A 16,913-nucleotide genomic window follows, 5' to 3' on the forward strand; every position below is an offset into this window, starting at 1 on the left:
TTACTGCGTCAAAACTCCCTCTACTGCCGCGCCCTTATGAGCACGGTATCCAATATTCGCGAGAGAAACTGCTGTTTGGCCTTGGGTCAGCACCGTGTCGACTCCGCACCTAGCTTGCCAGGCACCTCTCATTCGGTACGAACCGGTTACCGTATAATGTACATTACTTCGTACAGAAGTGCAGCCTAAGGAGGCGACTATGGCAATCTCTTCGGGTGACGTGATTCCGCTGTCTCAAGCCAGGGCGAACCTCTCTGAGCTAGCCGACCAGGTGAAGGCCGGTGCCGAGAAAATCGTCACCAAAAACGGCGAGAGCTACGTTGCCATCATCGATGCCCAGCGACTCGATTATTACCACCAACTGGAACGCGAGCATATTCATTTATTGCTGATTGATGACGCAAGCAAGGGGTTGGCCGACGTAGCTGCCGGCAAGGTGAAAGACGCTCGCAACACCCTGGCTGCCATCAAGCGCCGCCGCACGCCGAAGGCTACGGGTTGACCGCCCCGCTCTTGCCGTGACAGCCCACCACACAGTCAAGCTCACGGCCAACTTCGAGCGCAACCTCGAGGAAGTTGACGTGTTCCTGTCGGAAGCCGAGACCCCTCAGACATTCGATGCGCTGCTGGGCGAGTTGGCCGAGACTGTCATCCCGAATCTGGAACGCTATCCAGGTATGGGACGTCTATTCCTCGAACGGCCCGCCCGGTCCGTGGAGGTTGCTAACGGCATTGACCGATTGACCAGGCAACTCTATTCCATCGACCAGGACGGCGAGGTGCGCGAGTACGTGATGACGCACTATCTGCTGCTGTACGCCAATATCGGGGGAACGGTGTATCTGCTCTCGATTCGGCACCAGCGACAACTGTCGTTTGACCTGGCAAGTCACTGGCCAGCCTGAGCGGAAAGCCCGGTGGTCAGAAAGGCCGTCAGTTCCCGGTCCTCGCCGACGTCGTCACCGAACACGGCAGGCCGAGTAACGGGGTGGGCTTGCTTCATCAGAACTGTGCGGTGACCTGAAAACCAACCGTCACGCGTGCCGTAGGAAACCCGGACGGCTTGTAGATCGGCGTTCCGGCAAACAGGTCGTAACCATAGGCGCCCAATCGAGTCGCGACACTGCCCTTCACGCCTATCACGGCGCCCGCTAGCTGCGTGCCGACGAGGGTGACGGGCTGCGGGCCCCACACGCGGCCGTAGTCGATGCCCGCGTATACCGCCTGCCCGGTTTGGCCGATCGGCGCCTGCAGTTCGTTGCTCCAATAGAAGCCGCGGGAGGCGGCCAGCATCGTCTCCCCGTCGAATCCACGTACGGTGTAACGACTGCCGATCGTCAGGTCGTCGATGTAGTACAGCGTGTTGCCCGTGTATTGTCCGTGGAACGTCGTCACATAGCGGAACGGCTGCTGCGCGATTGCGAACGGCACCGACAGATTCACATCGAGCACGGCCATCTTGTAGCGGTAGGTCGGGCCGCCGTCTGCCGCGAGGCTGTCGTCCTGCGCGCCGAACGCGCCGATACCCTGCCGGTAAGCGAGCGTCCCGTCGAACTGCGCATTGCCGAAATAATGGCGATCGGTCAGGCCGAACTCGACGAACGTGTTGTTGCGACGCTGCTGCGGAATTTCCGTGTCCTCGATGAAGCTTTGCCCGAACCGGCGCGACAAGCGAAACTGCGCACCGAACACGTCGTTCTGGCTACGCGACAGCACGCGGTTCAGCTTGAAATCTACTGTCTTCGAATTGCCGCTCGCGATGAACGTCTGGTTCACGCCAGCAATTTGCTGGTAGTACGTGTTGGTGTACGCCGATAGCGTGGCGGTCCAATAGCCCCACGGGATCGAGTAGAAGCCGTTCCAGCCATGCGAGCCGAGTTGCTTGTCGCCGAATTCCAGATCCTGGCTCACGCCAATGTTGAAGATATCGTTCAGGCCAAGGGGATTGTCGATACCGAGCGACAAATTGCCCTGAAGGCGGCCCGTCGCGCGCGTGCCCGAGTTGTCGATCGAAGCGACGACCGTCCAGGGTTTAGTGCGCTTTACGTCGAGCACCACGTCGCTTTCGCCGGGAACGTCGGCTGGGACGATCTGCATCGATACGTCCTGGCTCGTCACGCGCTTCATCTGTTCGAGGCCTTGTTCGAGGTCGCGCAGGTTCAGTAGTTCGCCGTCGCGAGTCGGAAAGGCGGTTTTCCACGTGCCGCGGAGCTTCTCGTCGGCAAAATGCACATGGCGGATTACGCCGGGGATCAGTGAAAACTTGAGGGTGCCAGTCGACAGATCCTGTTCGGGCAGCAGCACGCGCGTCGTCACATAACCGCGCGCCAGGATCGCTTGCGACAAGCCTTTGACGAGCAAATCGAGACCCTGTTTGCCAACGCACTCGCTCGTGTAGCGCCCAAGCCATTCACGCGCGAATGCGAAGCGATCCATCGGTAATGCCGATGCGCCTTGCAATTTCAGGGAAGCCGGCAGCGCATCGGGTACTTCGAGTACGAAACGCGCGATCCGAAAGCAAGGCGTTTCAGAAGGCAGCGTTGGATACTCAGCACTTCCCACCACTTCCGATCGCACCCCGGGCGCGGAGACGGTTCGTTCGCGCTCACGTGCCTCTTCCTGCTGTCGGGTTTGCTGGTCGTTGCCCGGAATGATGAGACGGGGGGCCTCTTGCGCCGACACTGCCATTGGTATCAGCCATGCGGCCGACGGCAGGACGGCCGGGGTACGGATTGTCATAGATGTGGTGTTGTTAGTTCGATCTTATGGCTTAGGTGCAAGGTGTCCCGGAATCCAAACCCATTCGGTGCCGCTCCATTTCCAAAAACCCATAACCCAGATCGTGCTCGACCAAGAGGGCAACACTGGTTCCATTTCAGGCTTTGGTGGAGGACGCGGGGGTGCGTCTGGTGGCACAGACTCACAAGCAGCAAGAAGCGCTAATATTACGAAGGGCAGGACTGTCAGCGCCGACCTACATCTCATTGTGACTCGCTCCTTGAATGTGACCACACATATTCACTGACCCATTTTCTATGGGTAACAATTGGGCGCATCGTTTCAACCAGGCCCGTTACGCTTCCCATTGCCGGCCTCCGTGGATTCGAGATCAATATCCGGCCTTCATCTTCGCCAGCGTCTTTTTCTTCGCCTTTCCATCCTCATGCAACTGCCGGTTGTAAAGAAAAACACTCTCCGGCGCGGCAACCGTTTGAGGCGCCTACTTGTCATGGTGCGGTGCCCCCCTTTGAATCGCCCTCCTCCCATTTCAAGGCGCGTAGCTCCTTGATGAGCTGGTAGGTAATCGCGGCAAAGAAGGTCAGGTAAGCGGGAAGACCTATAAGGGACGGCCGCCAACCAGCCCTCTTCCCCAGAGAGATGGAAAGAATAAAAAGCGGTAGTGCGCAAGCAGCCGCATAAGCGATTACGGCGCGCCGATATATGCTGCGCCGCCGAGACATTTGGTTCATCTCCGCGCCCCCTTATCGCCAATGTCCGTGATCGCATTTTGTGTAGGCCCAGACAGACTAGGGATCGTCGCTCAACATGCCAGCTTTGCGTAGCCGGGCAGGCAGTCTTCTGACCCAATACGCAACCAATGCTATGCAAACCGGGCAAAAAATAAGCAACATCGCCGGCTTTTCATCGATCTTGAATGCGAATCGACATAGACCTGTCACGACCAATGCCCAAAAGATTCCCGCACCGATAGCAGCGCCCCAAACGACGCAGATTGACTGCACAAGTGCGTAGAGTCGTTTCCAGTTCATTTCTTCTCCGCACCATCACCCACAGTCAACTGTTTTTCGAACGTCCCCGATTGTCTCCCAGATCATGCCTACATTCGCTCGCTACCCCCGCGCTATTTTCGCCAACGTCATTGAATGCAGTTTTGGTCGTGCGTCCTAAAAAAGCAACGAGCGTAGCGCCCCCAGATATCCCGGCAAAGATCAACAAAGCGCGGGCTTGAACGAACTGCCGCAGTTCAAAGAACGCCTGCTTAGGCCCAACGTAAAGTGCACCAATCAGGAAAATCGTCAGATAGATCGAAAAAAAACACACCACAAATACCTTCCAAAGCCTGAATCGCCCGAGTATTTTTCCGATCACGGAACCGAGTACGCTACCGATTAGACCATTCAGAAGTTCGCCGGACATGGATGCTCCTCAATCCTTCTTAAATTCGCTGGACTTCACCGCGGCCTGCGCTGCTTTTCCAGCCGTCTTCCCAATTGCAAGTTTGGTGTTAGCGAGTTGTCCTTGTTCCCATACATGAACGGATTGTTGTACTCGGCAGACGTTGCCTGGAACTGCCACCCGCGTTCGAGACAAGGCGTGGCAACCGGTTTTTTTCTGATGCTTAGGAATTTCTCACATTTATCCAAGTTATGAGTGTGAACCCTGTTGCTATTACAAGCGTAATGCGGACGATTGCAATGACGTCACTCCTTCCAACGGAGTAGTGCAAACCATTAAAGATAGCGTATGCATAGCTGCCTCCGACCCATGCAATTGAGGACGCAACAAACCAAATGATTGCAGTACATACGAACACGGCAACCAATCGACCGATCATTTTCTGTTTCCTGCCTTCTGAGCTTTATTAATCGCATCTTGCACAATCTCCTGCAAGGCTCCCCCGGTGAATCCACCACTGATGACGGGTCATGTACGCCACCGGACGCCTCTGCCGTCTGCTTGTCCGAATTGCGCAGAATCTCCGCCACAATCCGTCCTTCTGCTTCCTCCACGCTGATCCCGAGCTGGTCCGCAACAACCTTCGCGTCCTTCTTCGCCAGCGCATATTCGTCGGGGTGGAGTTGTCTGTTGTAAAGGTCCAAATTCATCCACAGATTCTGGTCGCACTGCCCCCGTATTGCATTGAGAACCCATAGACTTTCCGGGGGAATCCACGGGAGCTATCTACATCCGCAACTAAGTTTATCGTCGCAAGAACACCGTTCTTGCAAAGAACAATCATATTTGCATCAACTCTCCTCTTCTGCCATCCGCGATTTAGCAATGCCAATTTATACCTGTTCGCAAGTTCCGGGGTCCACGAGCTTTCCAAAATATTAACGTAGAGCAAAGCACCGCCAAACTTGGAATTCGAATTCCTTGAATCGACCTCCCCGCCCTCGAGTAAGGCATAGTTCATGTCCGCACTCATTGCAGTAAGTCGACGCTGGGACTCCTGTCTTGAAGGATTGCCAACTCCAAATGTGAAGGCTGCGATTGCACAAGATAGAACCCACACCGCGATCACAATACCTTTCCAGGTTAGACGTCTAGCGCTTCGCATTCCCAACTTCCGGGATAGTGAACATCTGATTGCTATAGCCCCAGCTTCCATTTCCACCCACATTGGGCGCTTTAGTAACGCCACCCACACCGAATCCCACTTCAATGGCCGTGCTCCCTCCCACAGCATGATTCAGGCCTGCGCAAACACCAAACAAACACCCGTTACCGTTCGACATGGCACTGGCAGCATCCTTGATCCCGCCACGGTTCTGGTATGCCTGTTCGGCTGCCGCCACGGCTTGTACCGCCGCGAGACGCGAATCGCCCGACTGCTGACCCTGGCGGACCGCGCTCGCCATCGACTGCCCGAGTCCGACAAGGCCGCCGCCCAATCCGACGCTCAAACCGGGCCAGCGCATGCGCATCGCTTTCGATTACCGCAATCAATGCCTCACCATCGCGCCGGATCTCGGGTAGAACCTCCACAAACGACAAACCTGGCTCGCGCCGGGGTTGTCACTTCACGCCTTCGAATCCCGTTTGAACCACGGGCCGAACGTCTCGGGGTCGTCGCTCAACATCCCAGCCTTGCGCAGGTGCTTCGGCAGATGCTTCGCAAATACGATGAACATAACAATAAATGCCGGAATTCCAGCTCCAAAGACGGAAACGCCATCACTCCAGCCAAGCAGCTTTCTGCATATTCCGATCACCACCACCGTATTGCAACCAGCTCCAAATCCAGACGCCAAACAAACCACGAACCAGATCTGGAATGTCGCATACAACCTGCGCCAATTCACTTCTTATCTCCTGCGGCCTGCCGCACGTCATTTCTTATCTCCTGCGGCCTGCCGCACGTCATTGACGACTGCTGCCCCCTTCGAACCAACCCCGAGGAGCAACGCACCCTGCGCTGTGCCATAGGGCCAAGGCTGCTTAATAAACGGCCACAGATTCACATTGTCGATGCGTGGAACCGTGACGCCAAACATTGAAACGGGGCGGTTCAGGCCATCAGCCACTCCCATATTGAGAGGAACCTGAACTTTCAAAGCTGCAACAGAGAATGCAAAATTAATGCCGTCGTACATAGCATTCCCCCATGTAGGGTTCAGCTGATTGAAACCCCAACGCAGTGGATTATCGCCAGAAGTATTGACGCCGTTATAGCGGTTGTACAAGCCACTTCCACCTTCAACGACCTCGCTCATACCGAAGGTCGCCATCTATCCTCCAGCAACACAACCAATACCTGTCGTGCAAAGCCCAGCCCCCGTCTTTGCCGTCACACCACCGACAACAACCTTGGTTCGGTTTTAAGACTACCGACCTGATCGCTTCTTTTCCGCGAACCACGTCACCGTGCCCGCGAACAAGCTGAACACGACTACAAACACTGCCATCCTGCCCGCACGGTTCCACGTCGGCAGTCGATATGGAATGTCGTTAAACAACCATTGCAACGCAGGACCGGCAGCAAGTTCAGAAATAATGACGCAAATCCCCATCCCTATAAACCAGAACAGAAAGTAATACGTTCAACGAAATAACTCAAAGCTAACCTTCGGCTTCATTTCTTCCCTGTTCCATCGAGCTTGTTCTGAACCGCCGCTCCCGCCTTCTCCTGCACCAATCCCCCAACAGAGCCGCCCAACCATGACGGAAGCATGCTCGGCGGAACATACTTCGATATACCCAAACCAATATCCGTCCACTCCTGTCGATACCACGGATTCAGCAAATCATTGAGCTTACCTTCAAGCTTGGCGCCTACCGGATACCCAATAGCGGTTCCAAGCGCTGCGCCTCCCATCGCCGAATTCGGGTTCTGACCTTGTAGTGCCGAGCCAGCCAACGCTCCGCCAACTCCAGTCATGAACACCGGAATGAACTTCATCCCCGTAGCAGCCGCGCCCGTCGCGCCCGCCAACGCAAAGCTCGTCCAGTCAAACGGCTGATCGCCCATCAGTTGGACACCTCCATTAGCGCCCAGCCCGAGAAGTCCGCCCGCGCCCATCATTCCCGCCGACGCGAGCGGACCACCCGTCACCAAACCTAGGCGTTCTTCCTGATTTGGATGTACCGAATCAACCCGAGTACACAGAAGGCAAACGCCATAAGTGAGCCACGAATCAAGATAAAGCGGACATCGTCATAGCTCCACTGGTACTTGCCGCCGTAAAACATCTCGGCTGCGTACACGCTCGCAACCTTAATGAGAGAGACACAGAGTAGCGATGCTACGAAGGCAAGTGCAAAGAACAATAGCAGACGAATCACTTCTGACGCTCCATATAGCTCCTTGTCCCGTTTATAGCCGCTCCCGCTGCTTCCCCTCCAATGCTTCCGCCAATGGACGCACCGGCAGTAGCCCAGTTGTTCGGTCCGAATATATTCAATCCTGACGGACCAGCCCATTGTCCGACGCTCGACCACGCCGAATTGTTATTGATTGTCGGTCGCAAGAGATTGTTAAATCCGGCATCAGCAATCTTGCCTGCTCCGAAACCAAGGGCAGAAGCGGTCGCACCACTGAATGCTCCAAATGCAATGCTGTCACTCGTTCCATTCATGGCGTTCTTGATCGCAGTCGTCCCGCCCCCGTTGACCGTATTCACGAGAACGTTCCATGCGAGATTCTTATATACACCTCCAAGATCATACGAGCCTATAAAGCCAGTTGCATACGCCCCCCCTACATCCACCCAATTGATATTTCCGTTCTGGGCGTATTGGGAACCTGCATTGATCGCCGCGCTAAGCGCACCTGTTCCAGCTTTCGAGGCCAGTGCAGCCGACCCCAATGCTCCATCCACACTGAAGATCGGTGCCCCTGGTATCGAGGCGAGCCCGGCAATGATCTCCGGCGCAAGCCCAGCGGTTGCAAGTCCAGCCGCGATTGTCAGACCAGCCTTCGGATTCGGTACTGCCCCGGGCAACGCGTTTTGTTCCGGCGTGCGCGAACCATCCCTGTTGCCGTACATGAACGGACTGTTGTACTCGGCAGACGTGGCCCGGAACATATTGCCCCCGGCATTCTGGCTGATGAACGCCGTCGCGTATCTGTTTCCGTCCGGCGCCGGGCCCGCGCTCCCTGACGCATCAACCAGCCTGTAGCCGCTGGCCAGCAGCATCTGCTGCGCCTGATCCGCCGTGATCGTTTGCCCGGTCTGGTCGTGGTAGAACTGCGCAAACTTGCCAGCGTTGTCGTTCGCCCACTTGCGCTCGTCAGGATGAAGCTGCCGATTGTAAAGCTCGTTGTTGATGGCCGATCCTGCACCGGCGAGCGCACCGGATGACCCACCACCTGCGACAGCGCCAGCCGCCGCACCGCCCGCCGTCGCAACGATCTCGTTCAGCGCATTCCGCGCGGCTGCTTGCGCGCTCAACGGCAACTGGCTCACGGTCTGATCGATGATCGGCTGCACCAGGGACTGCAGCACATCACCGGCCAGTGAACCCGCGACCGCTCCGCCAATGTTGCCACCCGACAACGCCGTCCCGATTGCTGCCACTGCGGCGTGCAGCGCGTCGCGACCCGCGCCCCCTTCGCCGAACAGCGCCTTCATCTGCGGGCTGCTATTCTCCAATTGCGTCGCGGCTTCAGCCACAGCGAAAGTCGCGGCCTTGCCGAACGCCTGCGCAAAAGCCAGGTTGTTCTGAACCTTCTGTAGGTTGAACGTATTCTCCACCGTCTGGTTCGCGTTCGCCGTGTCGCGCGACAGGCCGGCGGTGCTGTCCGTACCGCTCTGTTCATCCGATTTCACGACGATCTTCGCCGGACTGACCGCAGCGTGCGTGACACCGCTTGCGCTATCACCCGTCTGCGCGAAGCTCGGCCCACCCGACGTCGAAAAACCCTCCGATGATCCCGAATACGACATCGTGTTCTGGATGTCGGTAAATCCGAGACTGCCGGTCGTCAGCGTATTGCTGTCTGCCGGTGCGGCGCTCGCGATCTGTGCACCGTTGAGCTGCGTATGGCCCGCCACGTTGACATCAAACCCTTCCTTGCCTGCCACGATGCCGGTTTGCTGGTTCACCGACGCATAATTCGCGTCGATGCTGGTGTGGCCGATCGATGCGTCGACGCCACCACCGTAGCCGAACGTAAAGCTACCGCTCACCCCCATGTTGTGCTGGTTGCTGCTGTAGTTCGACGTATCCTGAAGGCTCGTCATCGTCAGGTCACCGCCGACATCCACCTTGACCTTGTCACCCGATACTCGCGCGCCGGTAAGCGTGGTATCACCGCCGGACTTCATGGTCAGGTTGTTGCCAGCCGCCACCGTCGTGTTGGTTTGCGTGACACTGTCCCCGTTGCCTTGGCCATGTGCATTCGAGCCATTCGCGAAAACGCTGATGCCCGTATTTTTTCCCACGCCGATCGCGACGCCCGCGTTCCAGCCGGACGAACTATTCGAACTCGTGTTCTGCTCCGTACTCTGCGCGCTTTTTAGCGTAATCGCGTTGTTGGCATCGAGCGCAACGTTCTTGCCGAGCACCGATGCGCCCGTCATCGCGATATTGCCAGTACCCGCCTGGGCATCTCCGTTCGCGTCCGGGGTGCCGGTCGCGATAATGGATACGTTGCCATTGCCGATGATCGACGAGCCTTTCGCATCCGAGATCGATGTCGTCGAATTGTTGCTGCTATGGCTCGACCCAATGCTGAGCTGCACCTGAACACCCTTGGCGGCCTCGCTGACGTTACCGTTCGACATGGCACTGGCAGCATCCTTGATCCCGCCGCGGTTCTGGTATGCCTGTTCGGCTGCCGCCACGGCTTGTACCGCCGCGAGACGCGAATCGCCCGACTGCTGACCCTGGCGGACCGCGCTCGCCATCGACTGCCCGAGTCCGACAAGGCCGCCGCCCAATCCGACGCTCAAACCGGATTGGCTGAACTGTTGCGATTGCGCATCCTTGTACGTGTCGTACGCGGCATTCACGGTCACGTTCTGAGCAGCGATTCCGACATCCTGTCCCGCAACAATCGTGCTACCCGTAATCGTCGCGTCCTTCCCTGCCCGGATCGTGACATTGCCCTGCGATGACCCGATCACACTCCCGTTATTCGTTACCGAGCTGGTTTGGTCTTGCTGTGCGGTCGAGCGCGAACCCACCGTGACCGACAGACCGCCATTCGTGAGCAGGCCCGATTCCTTCTTCTCGTAGTAGCTGGACGATTGAGTCGTATCTTGTGATGTCTTGATATTGACGTCGCGCCTGGCCTGCAACGTGACGTCGTTCGTACCCACGACGTTGCTGCCGGTCACGTTGATGTCTCGATTGCTGACGATGTTGACGCCGTCGGCCGACACCGTGCTGCCCTGACTATAGGTCGCCGTCTGGTCGATCCCGCTCGCGATCTTTGTGCCGCTCACGACATTGCTATGGCTATGCGTCTCGTGTGAATTCAGTTCATGCGTTTCGGTCGCCGCGCCGATATTCACGTCGCCGGCGGCCATCAGGTTCGTATTCCCCTTTTCGAGGCTAACCGTGCTGCCGCTGATCGTGAGATCCTTGCCCGATGCAACCGTGACGGTGTCTCCGCCCTTGAGCGTTGTTCCGGTCAGCACCTGATCCGACGTATGCAGCGTATCTGCGTAACTGCCGTGACTGTCACTGCCCGAACTGTTGCTGTTCACCGTCGAGGTCGCGCTCGCCGCGCCCAGCGTGACGTTGCCTTTGGCCGCGATCGTCCCACCCTGGCCGAGCTCGATCTGCGCGCCGCGCGCGGTCAAATCGCCGCCGATGCCGATGCTCGATTGTCCGCCGACGCTAACCGAGCTCCCGACCACCTTGTTGATGTCCGTATTCGACACGCCATTGGCGCGTTGCACGATCTTGTGCTCGCCCGTCTGTACCGCGCCGAGATCCCAGTTGCCGCCGACGTTCATCCCGAGATTGCCGCCAACCGACAGGTTGCCCGCGTTCTGCTGGAAGTTGCCGCCGGTGACGATCGACGCGTCGCCTGTAACGTCCAGTTTGGCCGTCGGCCCGAGCGTCGTTACCACGCTCGTCGCACCGTCGCGGCTCACCCGCGTATTCGTCTTCGTCGCCGTGTCGAGAATCAGGTCTTTCCCGGCATCCAGCTGCAAACTGCCGGCCTTCACATTGGCCGACGTCAGGTCGATGTTGTTCCCGGTCTTCAGCGACATCAGCCCGCCGCTTTGCAGCGCACCGAACGCGTTGTCGATCTGCTTGCCCTGGATCGCCAACGTGTTGTCGGCCTTGATCGTGCCACTGTTGGTGAACGATTGCGCGTTCTGGAAGTCGATGTTCGTCGCGCTGATCAACGGGCCGTCGATATTCTGCTGGCTCGCCTTCGCGAGATAGACGACCGGCACGAGCACCGACTGACCGTCGACCACCCGCGTTTCCATCATGACCACGTTGCTTGTCAGCTTCGATACCTGTTCGGCCGACAGGCTCACGCCGATCGGCAGATCGAGCGACTTCGACAGATCCGCTCCGGCCGACATCAGCGACTGATACATGGTCTGCAGATCTGCGTACGGCCCGAGCACGGCTTTGCCCGTCAACGCCGTGACTTCATTGCGTACCAGCTGCTGCTCATAGAAGCCGTCGCCGAGACGCTTCGGAATATGCGTGAGATCGACGCCGAGCTGGCCGAAGAAGTAGTCGCTCGAAATGAAGTTCTTCTGGTTCGTGAACGCCGGGTTCGTCTCGATCACGTAGTTCGCATTCGGCGCGGTAGTCGACCGGTACAGCCCGCCCTGCGGAATCGTGAGGTTGTTCAGCACGTTCAGCGCCGTCGCGCTGGCGATGATCGGATCGACCAGCGCCGGTGGACCGCCGTGCACCGACGATGCGCCAGATTTCGCCCCGCTCGCGTTGCCGCTCAGGTTGGTGGGCGTGAGACCCGGCACCGACTGCCCCGGCAGCAAGCCGAGCGACGGAATCGACGCATTGGCCGCCGTGTTGCTGACGCTGACGCCCGTGCCCGAAATCGTGCCATTCGAGCTCATCGTCGAAAAATAGCCGGGCAGCGTGTAATCCTTGATCGATGCCGGCGCAGCCTGCGTGTAGCCGCCCGGGCGAGAGCCGACGAACGGTGCGTTGCCGAACGGCAGTTGCCAGTCGTGTTCGGTGTTGTCGTAGTTGTTGTAGTGATACTGCCCCGAGTAGGAAACCGTCACGCCCGGCAGGTTCTGCCCGGACGCCGCCCAGCCGTCGGCGTCGTAGTGCCCCGGCATCTTGATGTCGCCGACCGCCGCGATATTGCTCCAGTAGTTTTGCAGGGTGCCGACCGACGACGCATCGATCTTGCCGCCCGACACGATCTGGGCGGCCGGGCTGATGCCCGTCACGGTCGTTGCCGTCGCGCTGTCCGCATAGTAGGTCGTGAACTGATACTTGCTGTTCCACTGACCGCTGTGGGGCGGCTCGGTGTAGACGCCGCCAATGCTGTCCGGATCCTTCACGCCGACCTGACCTGTGCGGCCGCTGATCGGAATCCCGAACTGCGCGAGCGATGCCGGATTGATCTGGCTGGTGGACGTCTTCATTACGCGGCGCGTGCTCGTCACCTTGTCCGCGTGCAGCTCCATGTCGCCGCCCGACTGGATCAGGGCCGACACGTTGTTGACGAGCGCCGCGTTCGTGTAGTTGCCGCTTGCGTCCTTGCCGCCAGCCAGCACCACCCTGCCCATGCCGAAGATGGACGTCGTCGCCATCGAGTCGGTGGCCGTCGTGTCGTCGCGGTTCTCGATGTCGCGCGCGAGGATTTCGAGCGTGCCGTTGCTGTCCGATGCTCCGATCAACGCGGTCGGCCCGAGGTTCGAGATCGTATTCGTCGCGTTGAGCGAAGCGCTGGCGCCCACGAGCGCGCCCGTGTTCGTCAGATTGGTCGATTGCGTGTGCAGCAGGCCGCCGGCAGTCAGGGCGCCCACGTTGACGATGTTGCCCGCATTGACGCTCAGGTTGTTGACCGATTGCAGGTTCGCATTGTTCGTGAAGGTGCCGGGCAACGTGAAGGCGAGATCGTGGCCAACGTTGAACTGCGTGTCGGATGCCGCCGTATAGTCGCCCTGCAGATTCACGTTCGCGTCGTGCGTTGCACTATATGTGCCGCCGCCCAGCAGCGTGGCCGCCGCGACCGACAGATCGTGCGTCGAGCTGATCCGGCCGTTGGTGTTCGTGATCGCGCCGGTCGTCGTAACGTTCACCTCGCCGCTCGAATTCGTGACGTTGCCGATCGTGCCGCCGCTGTTGTCCAGGGTGCCGCCTTGAACATGCAGCGTCGCGCCGCTGAGCTGACCGCCTTGCGTGTTGTTGATCGACGCTGCGCTGACCGTCACATCGCCGTTGCCTGTAATCGCGCCCATGCCCGCTACGCCGCCGGCGTGGCTGTTGGCGATCAGGCTGCCGCCTTGCGCCGTCATCTTGCCCGCGCCGAGGTCGACAATGGCGCCGTCTGCGTTGTCGATCGAGGCCGATTGAATGGCGAGCGTGCTGGTGTCGCCCGCAACCGATTGCCCCGCCTGGATGTGGCCGCTTCGGTTTGACAGAGCGCCGCCGTTCTTCAACGACAACGACGCGTCCGATCGCAGCAGGCCCTGCGCGTTGTTCACGTCACCCGTAATCGTGGCGTTGATGCCGCGTTGCGCGGCGAAGATGCCGCTCGCGTTGTTCCAGGCTGCCGCGCTGACGATGGCTTGTCCCTTCGTCACGATGGTGCCCGACGCGTTGTTCAGCGCGCTGGCTCCCTTGCCGGGAGCGATCGTCAGCGTGCCCGTACCGGCATGCGTAATGGTACCGCCCGCGTTGTTCAGCTCGGCCGGCTTGAGCGTCAGGTCCGTGCTGTTGGTCTGGATTACACCGGCGGCCGAGTTATCGAGCGTGCCGCTGACATTGATGCCCATTGCCGACGAGCCGAATTGCGTGATCGTGCCGCCGTGGTTGACGAGGTTGGCGGCCGTCAGCGCAAGCTGATTGGCTTCGAGCTTGCCGCCGCTGTTGTCGAGCGTCGAATCGGCGGTGACTGACAAGTTCGGTGCAACGATCGAGCCGCCCTGGTTCGTCATCGAGCCGGTGTGGATCGTCGCGTTCGTGCTGGCGCCGATCTGACCGCCATCGTTCGACAGTGTGCCGCTGGTGACGCTCAGGTCCGTGTTCGACAACAGCTTGCCGCTCGCGTTGTTCAGCGTACCGGCGACGGCTGCCGTCAGTCCGGTCTGCGCGTTGATCGAGCCCGACGTGTTGTTCAGCGCGCCGGTTTGCGCGACGACACGCCCGTTGGTCGCGATCGAACCGCCTACGTTCGACACGGAGCCCGAACCGCCTCCGAGCATCAGTGCGCCGTTGCCTGCATGCGTAATCCTGCCGCCGTCACTCACAAGCGCGGTGGGGGTGAGCGTAAGGTCGGTGCTGTTGGTTTGCAGCGTGCCGCCATTCGAGTTGTCGAGCGTACCCGACACGTTCACGCTCATCGCGCCGGCGCCCGTCTGCGTGATCGTGCCGCCATGATTCACGAGGTCGGTCGCATTCAACGACACCTGGTCGGCCTGCACGGTGCCTGCGCTGTTGTCGAGGGTTGTCGCGCCAACCGTGGCCGTATTGCCGACAATCGCGCCGCCGTTGTTCGCGAGGTGCGCGCTGGCATCCACCGCGACATTCTGCGCGGCCTGCAGCATGCCGCCGCTGTTGTCGACCGACTGGCCCGTCACCCGCAAATTCGAGCCGGAAGTAATCGCGCCGCGGTTGACAACGTTTGCGCCGCGGACCGAAACATCGCCGTTGCCACCGATAACGCCGCCATGTGCGCCGTTCGCCGTCGTGCCCGCGACGTTGGTCAATTGGCCGCTCGTTGTCACCGACAAACCATCGCCGTTGAGCGATATGATCCGTCCCGCAGTGTTGTCCAGTGACGCCCCGGCCACCGTCATGCCGGCCGCGCTTTGGACAGTGCCCTGGTTGTTTGCGATATCACCGCCACGCAGGTCGGCCGTGCTTTCGGATACCAGTTCCCCCGACTGGTTCGCAATCTGGCCGGCCACGTTGACCGACAGCGGACCCTGCGACGAAACCTTGCCGCTCTGGTTCGAGAGGGCCCCTCCGGTAAGCGTCGTGCTGCCGCTGCTCGACAGGCTGCCGTGGTCGTTGATCACCGTGCCCATCGCGTTCGCTTGAATAGCGCCTTGCGCGCTCGTCGTCGCGTTCGCCAGGTTCACGTCGCCGGCCGTCGCGTTTAGCGACAAATTGCCGTTCGCTGCCGTCTTGGAGCCGGCAAGATTCACGCTGGCGCCAGTCATCGACGCGTTGCCGCCTGCGACGTTCTGGCCAATCGCGGTCAGTTGGCCCGACGCTGTCAGGCTCAGGTCACCACTGTGCCCAACGGAGCCGTCGTTGCTTACGCCCGCGCCGAGGGTGCCGGTCGAATTGACGCTACCGGCATTCACTATCGTATTCTGCTGCGCCGCGAGCGTCCCGCTGTTCGTGAGGTCGGCGCTCGTGCTGGCCGACAGCGATTGCTGCGCGTAGGTCGTGCCGTTGTTCTGGATTCCGACAGCCGCCGACAGCGCGAGGTTGCCGCTCGCCGTGGTCTTACCCGTGAGCACAAGTCGGCCGTTCGACTGCAATGTGAGATCACCCGCCTGCGCCGCGATCGTACCGGCGTTGGCCACCCCCACGCCGAATTCGTTCGATGCGAGGAAGATCCGATCGCTATACATGCCACCCAACTGGCTGACATCGATCGCAACCGATGGGGCGGACCCGTCGCCGGCGATCGGCGTCGCGGCGAGCGTGTCGTGGTTGACCTGGGCCGCGCCGGCGATCACGTTCAGGTTCTTCGCATAGACCGCCGCGTTCACCTGCACGGCACGCGCGATCAGGTCGACCTGATCGATATTGGCTGCGTTGACGCCCGCGCCCGAGACGGTCACGAGGCCACGATTAACGTTGTAGCCGGCAAGCGTTCCATCGGCACCATAGAACGGCACGCCGGTAGTCAGGGTCGCTCGACTGGTATTGAGAAAGCCGCCGCCATCGACAAAAATCCCGGACGGGTTAGCCAGGACAAGCTCCGCACGGGCGCCTGCTATCTCGACTGTGCCGCGGAGCTGCGACGGGTTCGGGCTGTTGACCTGATTGACGATGATCCGCGCGGCCTGTCCAGCTCCGTAATTCGGGTTGCCGTTGATCCAGCCCGCCTGCTGCGTCTGAACCATCGTGGCCGAGTTGTTCAGGATCGCGCCGGCTTTTTGTACGTCGAACTGGTTGTAGGTGTTGACTGATACGCCCGCACTCGACGGACGCGCCACGTTGGCTTGCGGCAAACCGTTAGGTGTCTGGATCACCTGCGTGCTGGTGCCCGGCGTCGGGACGATCTGCGCACCGGACAAGACGGGTAGCATGCCGAGCACGGCGACGCCCGCCGCAACGGCGCGCGTGCCGGACGCCGATGAGCGCCATCGCGCGCGCGCCCCGCCTGTTGCCGGTTTCCCCTCGGCCGTCGCCGTCTCCGCGACGGCCACCACCATACCCCGACGCCTGGAATTCACCAGGCGGCGCGCATTCTTGTTCATTCTCGTCGACGCGGCCTGCGCCCGTTCATTGGCTATTGAACGCGAGCCTACCGAAACACAAAAAGAACGACTGCCAACAATTGCCAAGTCTTTGAGGGGAAACCTACAAAT

General features: G+C 59.7%; 10 protein-coding genes. 2 read left to right on the forward strand and 8 right to left on the reverse strand.

Going from position 1 to position 16,913, the window contains the following annotated elements; all coding sequences use genetic code 11:
- Positions 1–199: 199 nt before the first annotated feature.
- On the forward strand, positions 200–502 hold the full coding sequence (locus VSR34_RS30150; RefSeq protein ID WP_342964315.1) for a type II toxin-antitoxin system Phd/YefM family antitoxin: 303 nt from the start codon (positions 200–202) through the stop codon (positions 500–502).
- 16 nt (positions 503–518) lie between these two features.
- Complete coding sequence (locus VSR34_RS30155; RefSeq protein ID WP_342964316.1) at positions 519–905, forward strand: type II toxin-antitoxin system RelE/ParE family toxin; 387 nt, start codon at positions 519–521, stop codon at positions 903–905.
- 97 nt (positions 906–1,002) lie between these two features.
- Here VSR34_RS30155 and VSR34_RS30160 read toward each other — a convergent pair whose 3' ends face one another.
- The 8 genes from VSR34_RS30160 to VSR34_RS30195 all read right to left on the reverse strand — a co-directional run bounded on the left by VSR34_RS30160 (position 1,003) and on the right by VSR34_RS30195 (position 16,802).
- Complete coding sequence (locus tag VSR34_RS30160; protein ID WP_342964317.1) at positions 1,003–2,739, reverse strand: ShlB/FhaC/HecB family hemolysin secretion/activation protein; 1,737 nt, start codon at positions 2,737–2,739, stop codon at positions 1,003–1,005.
- Positions 2,740–2,763: 24 nt separating this feature from the next.
- Positions 2,764–2,985, reverse strand: a complete 222-nt coding sequence (gene bcpO, locus VSR34_RS30165) for a CDI system lipoprotein BcpO (protein WP_342964318.1) — start codon at positions 2,983–2,985, stop codon at positions 2,764–2,766.
- Positions 2,986–3,795: 810 nt separating this feature from the next.
- A complete protein-coding gene (locus VSR34_RS30170) occupies positions 3,796–4,158 on the reverse strand; it encodes a hypothetical protein (protein ID WP_342964319.1) in 363 nt (120 codons plus the stop codon).
- A 1,130-nt stretch (positions 4,159–5,288) separates the two neighbouring features.
- Positions 5,289–5,663: a hypothetical protein gene (locus VSR34_RS30175; RefSeq protein ID WP_342964320.1), complete on the reverse strand. Its 375-nt coding sequence runs from the start codon at positions 5,661–5,663 to the stop codon at positions 5,289–5,291.
- A gap of 102 nt (positions 5,664–5,765) precedes the next feature.
- On the reverse strand, positions 5,766–6,047 hold the full coding sequence (locus tag VSR34_RS30180; RefSeq protein WP_342964321.1) for a hypothetical protein: 282 nt from the start codon (positions 6,045–6,047) through the stop codon (positions 5,766–5,768).
- 27 nt (positions 6,048–6,074) lie between these two features.
- Positions 6,075–6,473, reverse strand: coding sequence for a hypothetical protein (locus VSR34_RS30185; protein ID WP_342964322.1), 399 nt, complete (start codon positions 6,471–6,473; stop codon positions 6,075–6,077).
- Between the two features lie 344 nt (positions 6,474–6,817).
- Complete coding sequence (locus VSR34_RS30190; protein WP_342964323.1) at positions 6,818–7,213, reverse strand: hypothetical protein; 396 nt, start codon at positions 7,211–7,213, stop codon at positions 6,818–6,820.
- A gap of 310 nt (positions 7,214–7,523) precedes the next feature.
- Complete coding sequence (locus VSR34_RS30195) at positions 7,524–16,802, reverse strand: hemagglutinin repeat-containing protein (RefSeq protein WP_342964324.1); 9,279 nt, start codon at positions 16,800–16,802, stop codon at positions 7,524–7,526.
- Positions 16,803–16,913: the final 111 nt, after the last annotated feature.

Origin of the sequence: Paraburkholderia sp. JHI2823 (assembly GCF_038900695.1) — a bacterium.
Classification (GTDB): domain Bacteria; phylum Pseudomonadota; class Gammaproteobacteria; order Burkholderiales; family Burkholderiaceae; genus Paraburkholderia; species Paraburkholderia mimosarum.

Coding starts and splice junctions, on each gene's coding strand:
- VSR34_RS30190 (WP_342964323.1), bottom strand. CDS start 7,213: ATGGGCGATCAGCCGTTTGACTGGACGAGCTTTGCGTTGGCGGGCGCG.
- bcpO (WP_342964318.1), bottom strand. CDS start 2,985: ATGAGATGTAGGTCGGCGCTGACAGTCCTGCCCTTCGTAATATTAGCG.
- VSR34_RS30175 (WP_342964320.1), bottom strand. CDS start 5,663: ATGCGCTGGCCCGGTTTGAGCGTCGGATTGGGCGGCGGCCTTGTCGGA.
- VSR34_RS30185 (WP_342964322.1), bottom strand. CDS start 6,473: ATGGCGACCTTCGGTATGAGCGAGGTCGTTGAAGGTGGAAGTGGCTTG.
- VSR34_RS30170 (WP_342964319.1), bottom strand. CDS start 4,158: ATGTCCGGCGAACTTCTGAATGGTCTAATCGGTAGCGTACTCGGTTCC.
- VSR34_RS30195 (WP_342964324.1), bottom strand. CDS start 16,802: ATGAACAAGAATGCGCGCCGCCTGGTGAATTCCAGGCGTCGGGGTATG.
- VSR34_RS30160 (WP_342964317.1), bottom strand. CDS start 2,739: ATGACAATCCGTACCCCGGCCGTCCTGCCGTCGGCCGCATGGCTGATA.
- VSR34_RS30150 (WP_342964315.1), top strand. CDS start 200: ATGGCAATCTCTTCGGGTGACGTGATTCCGCTGTCTCAAGCCAGGGCG.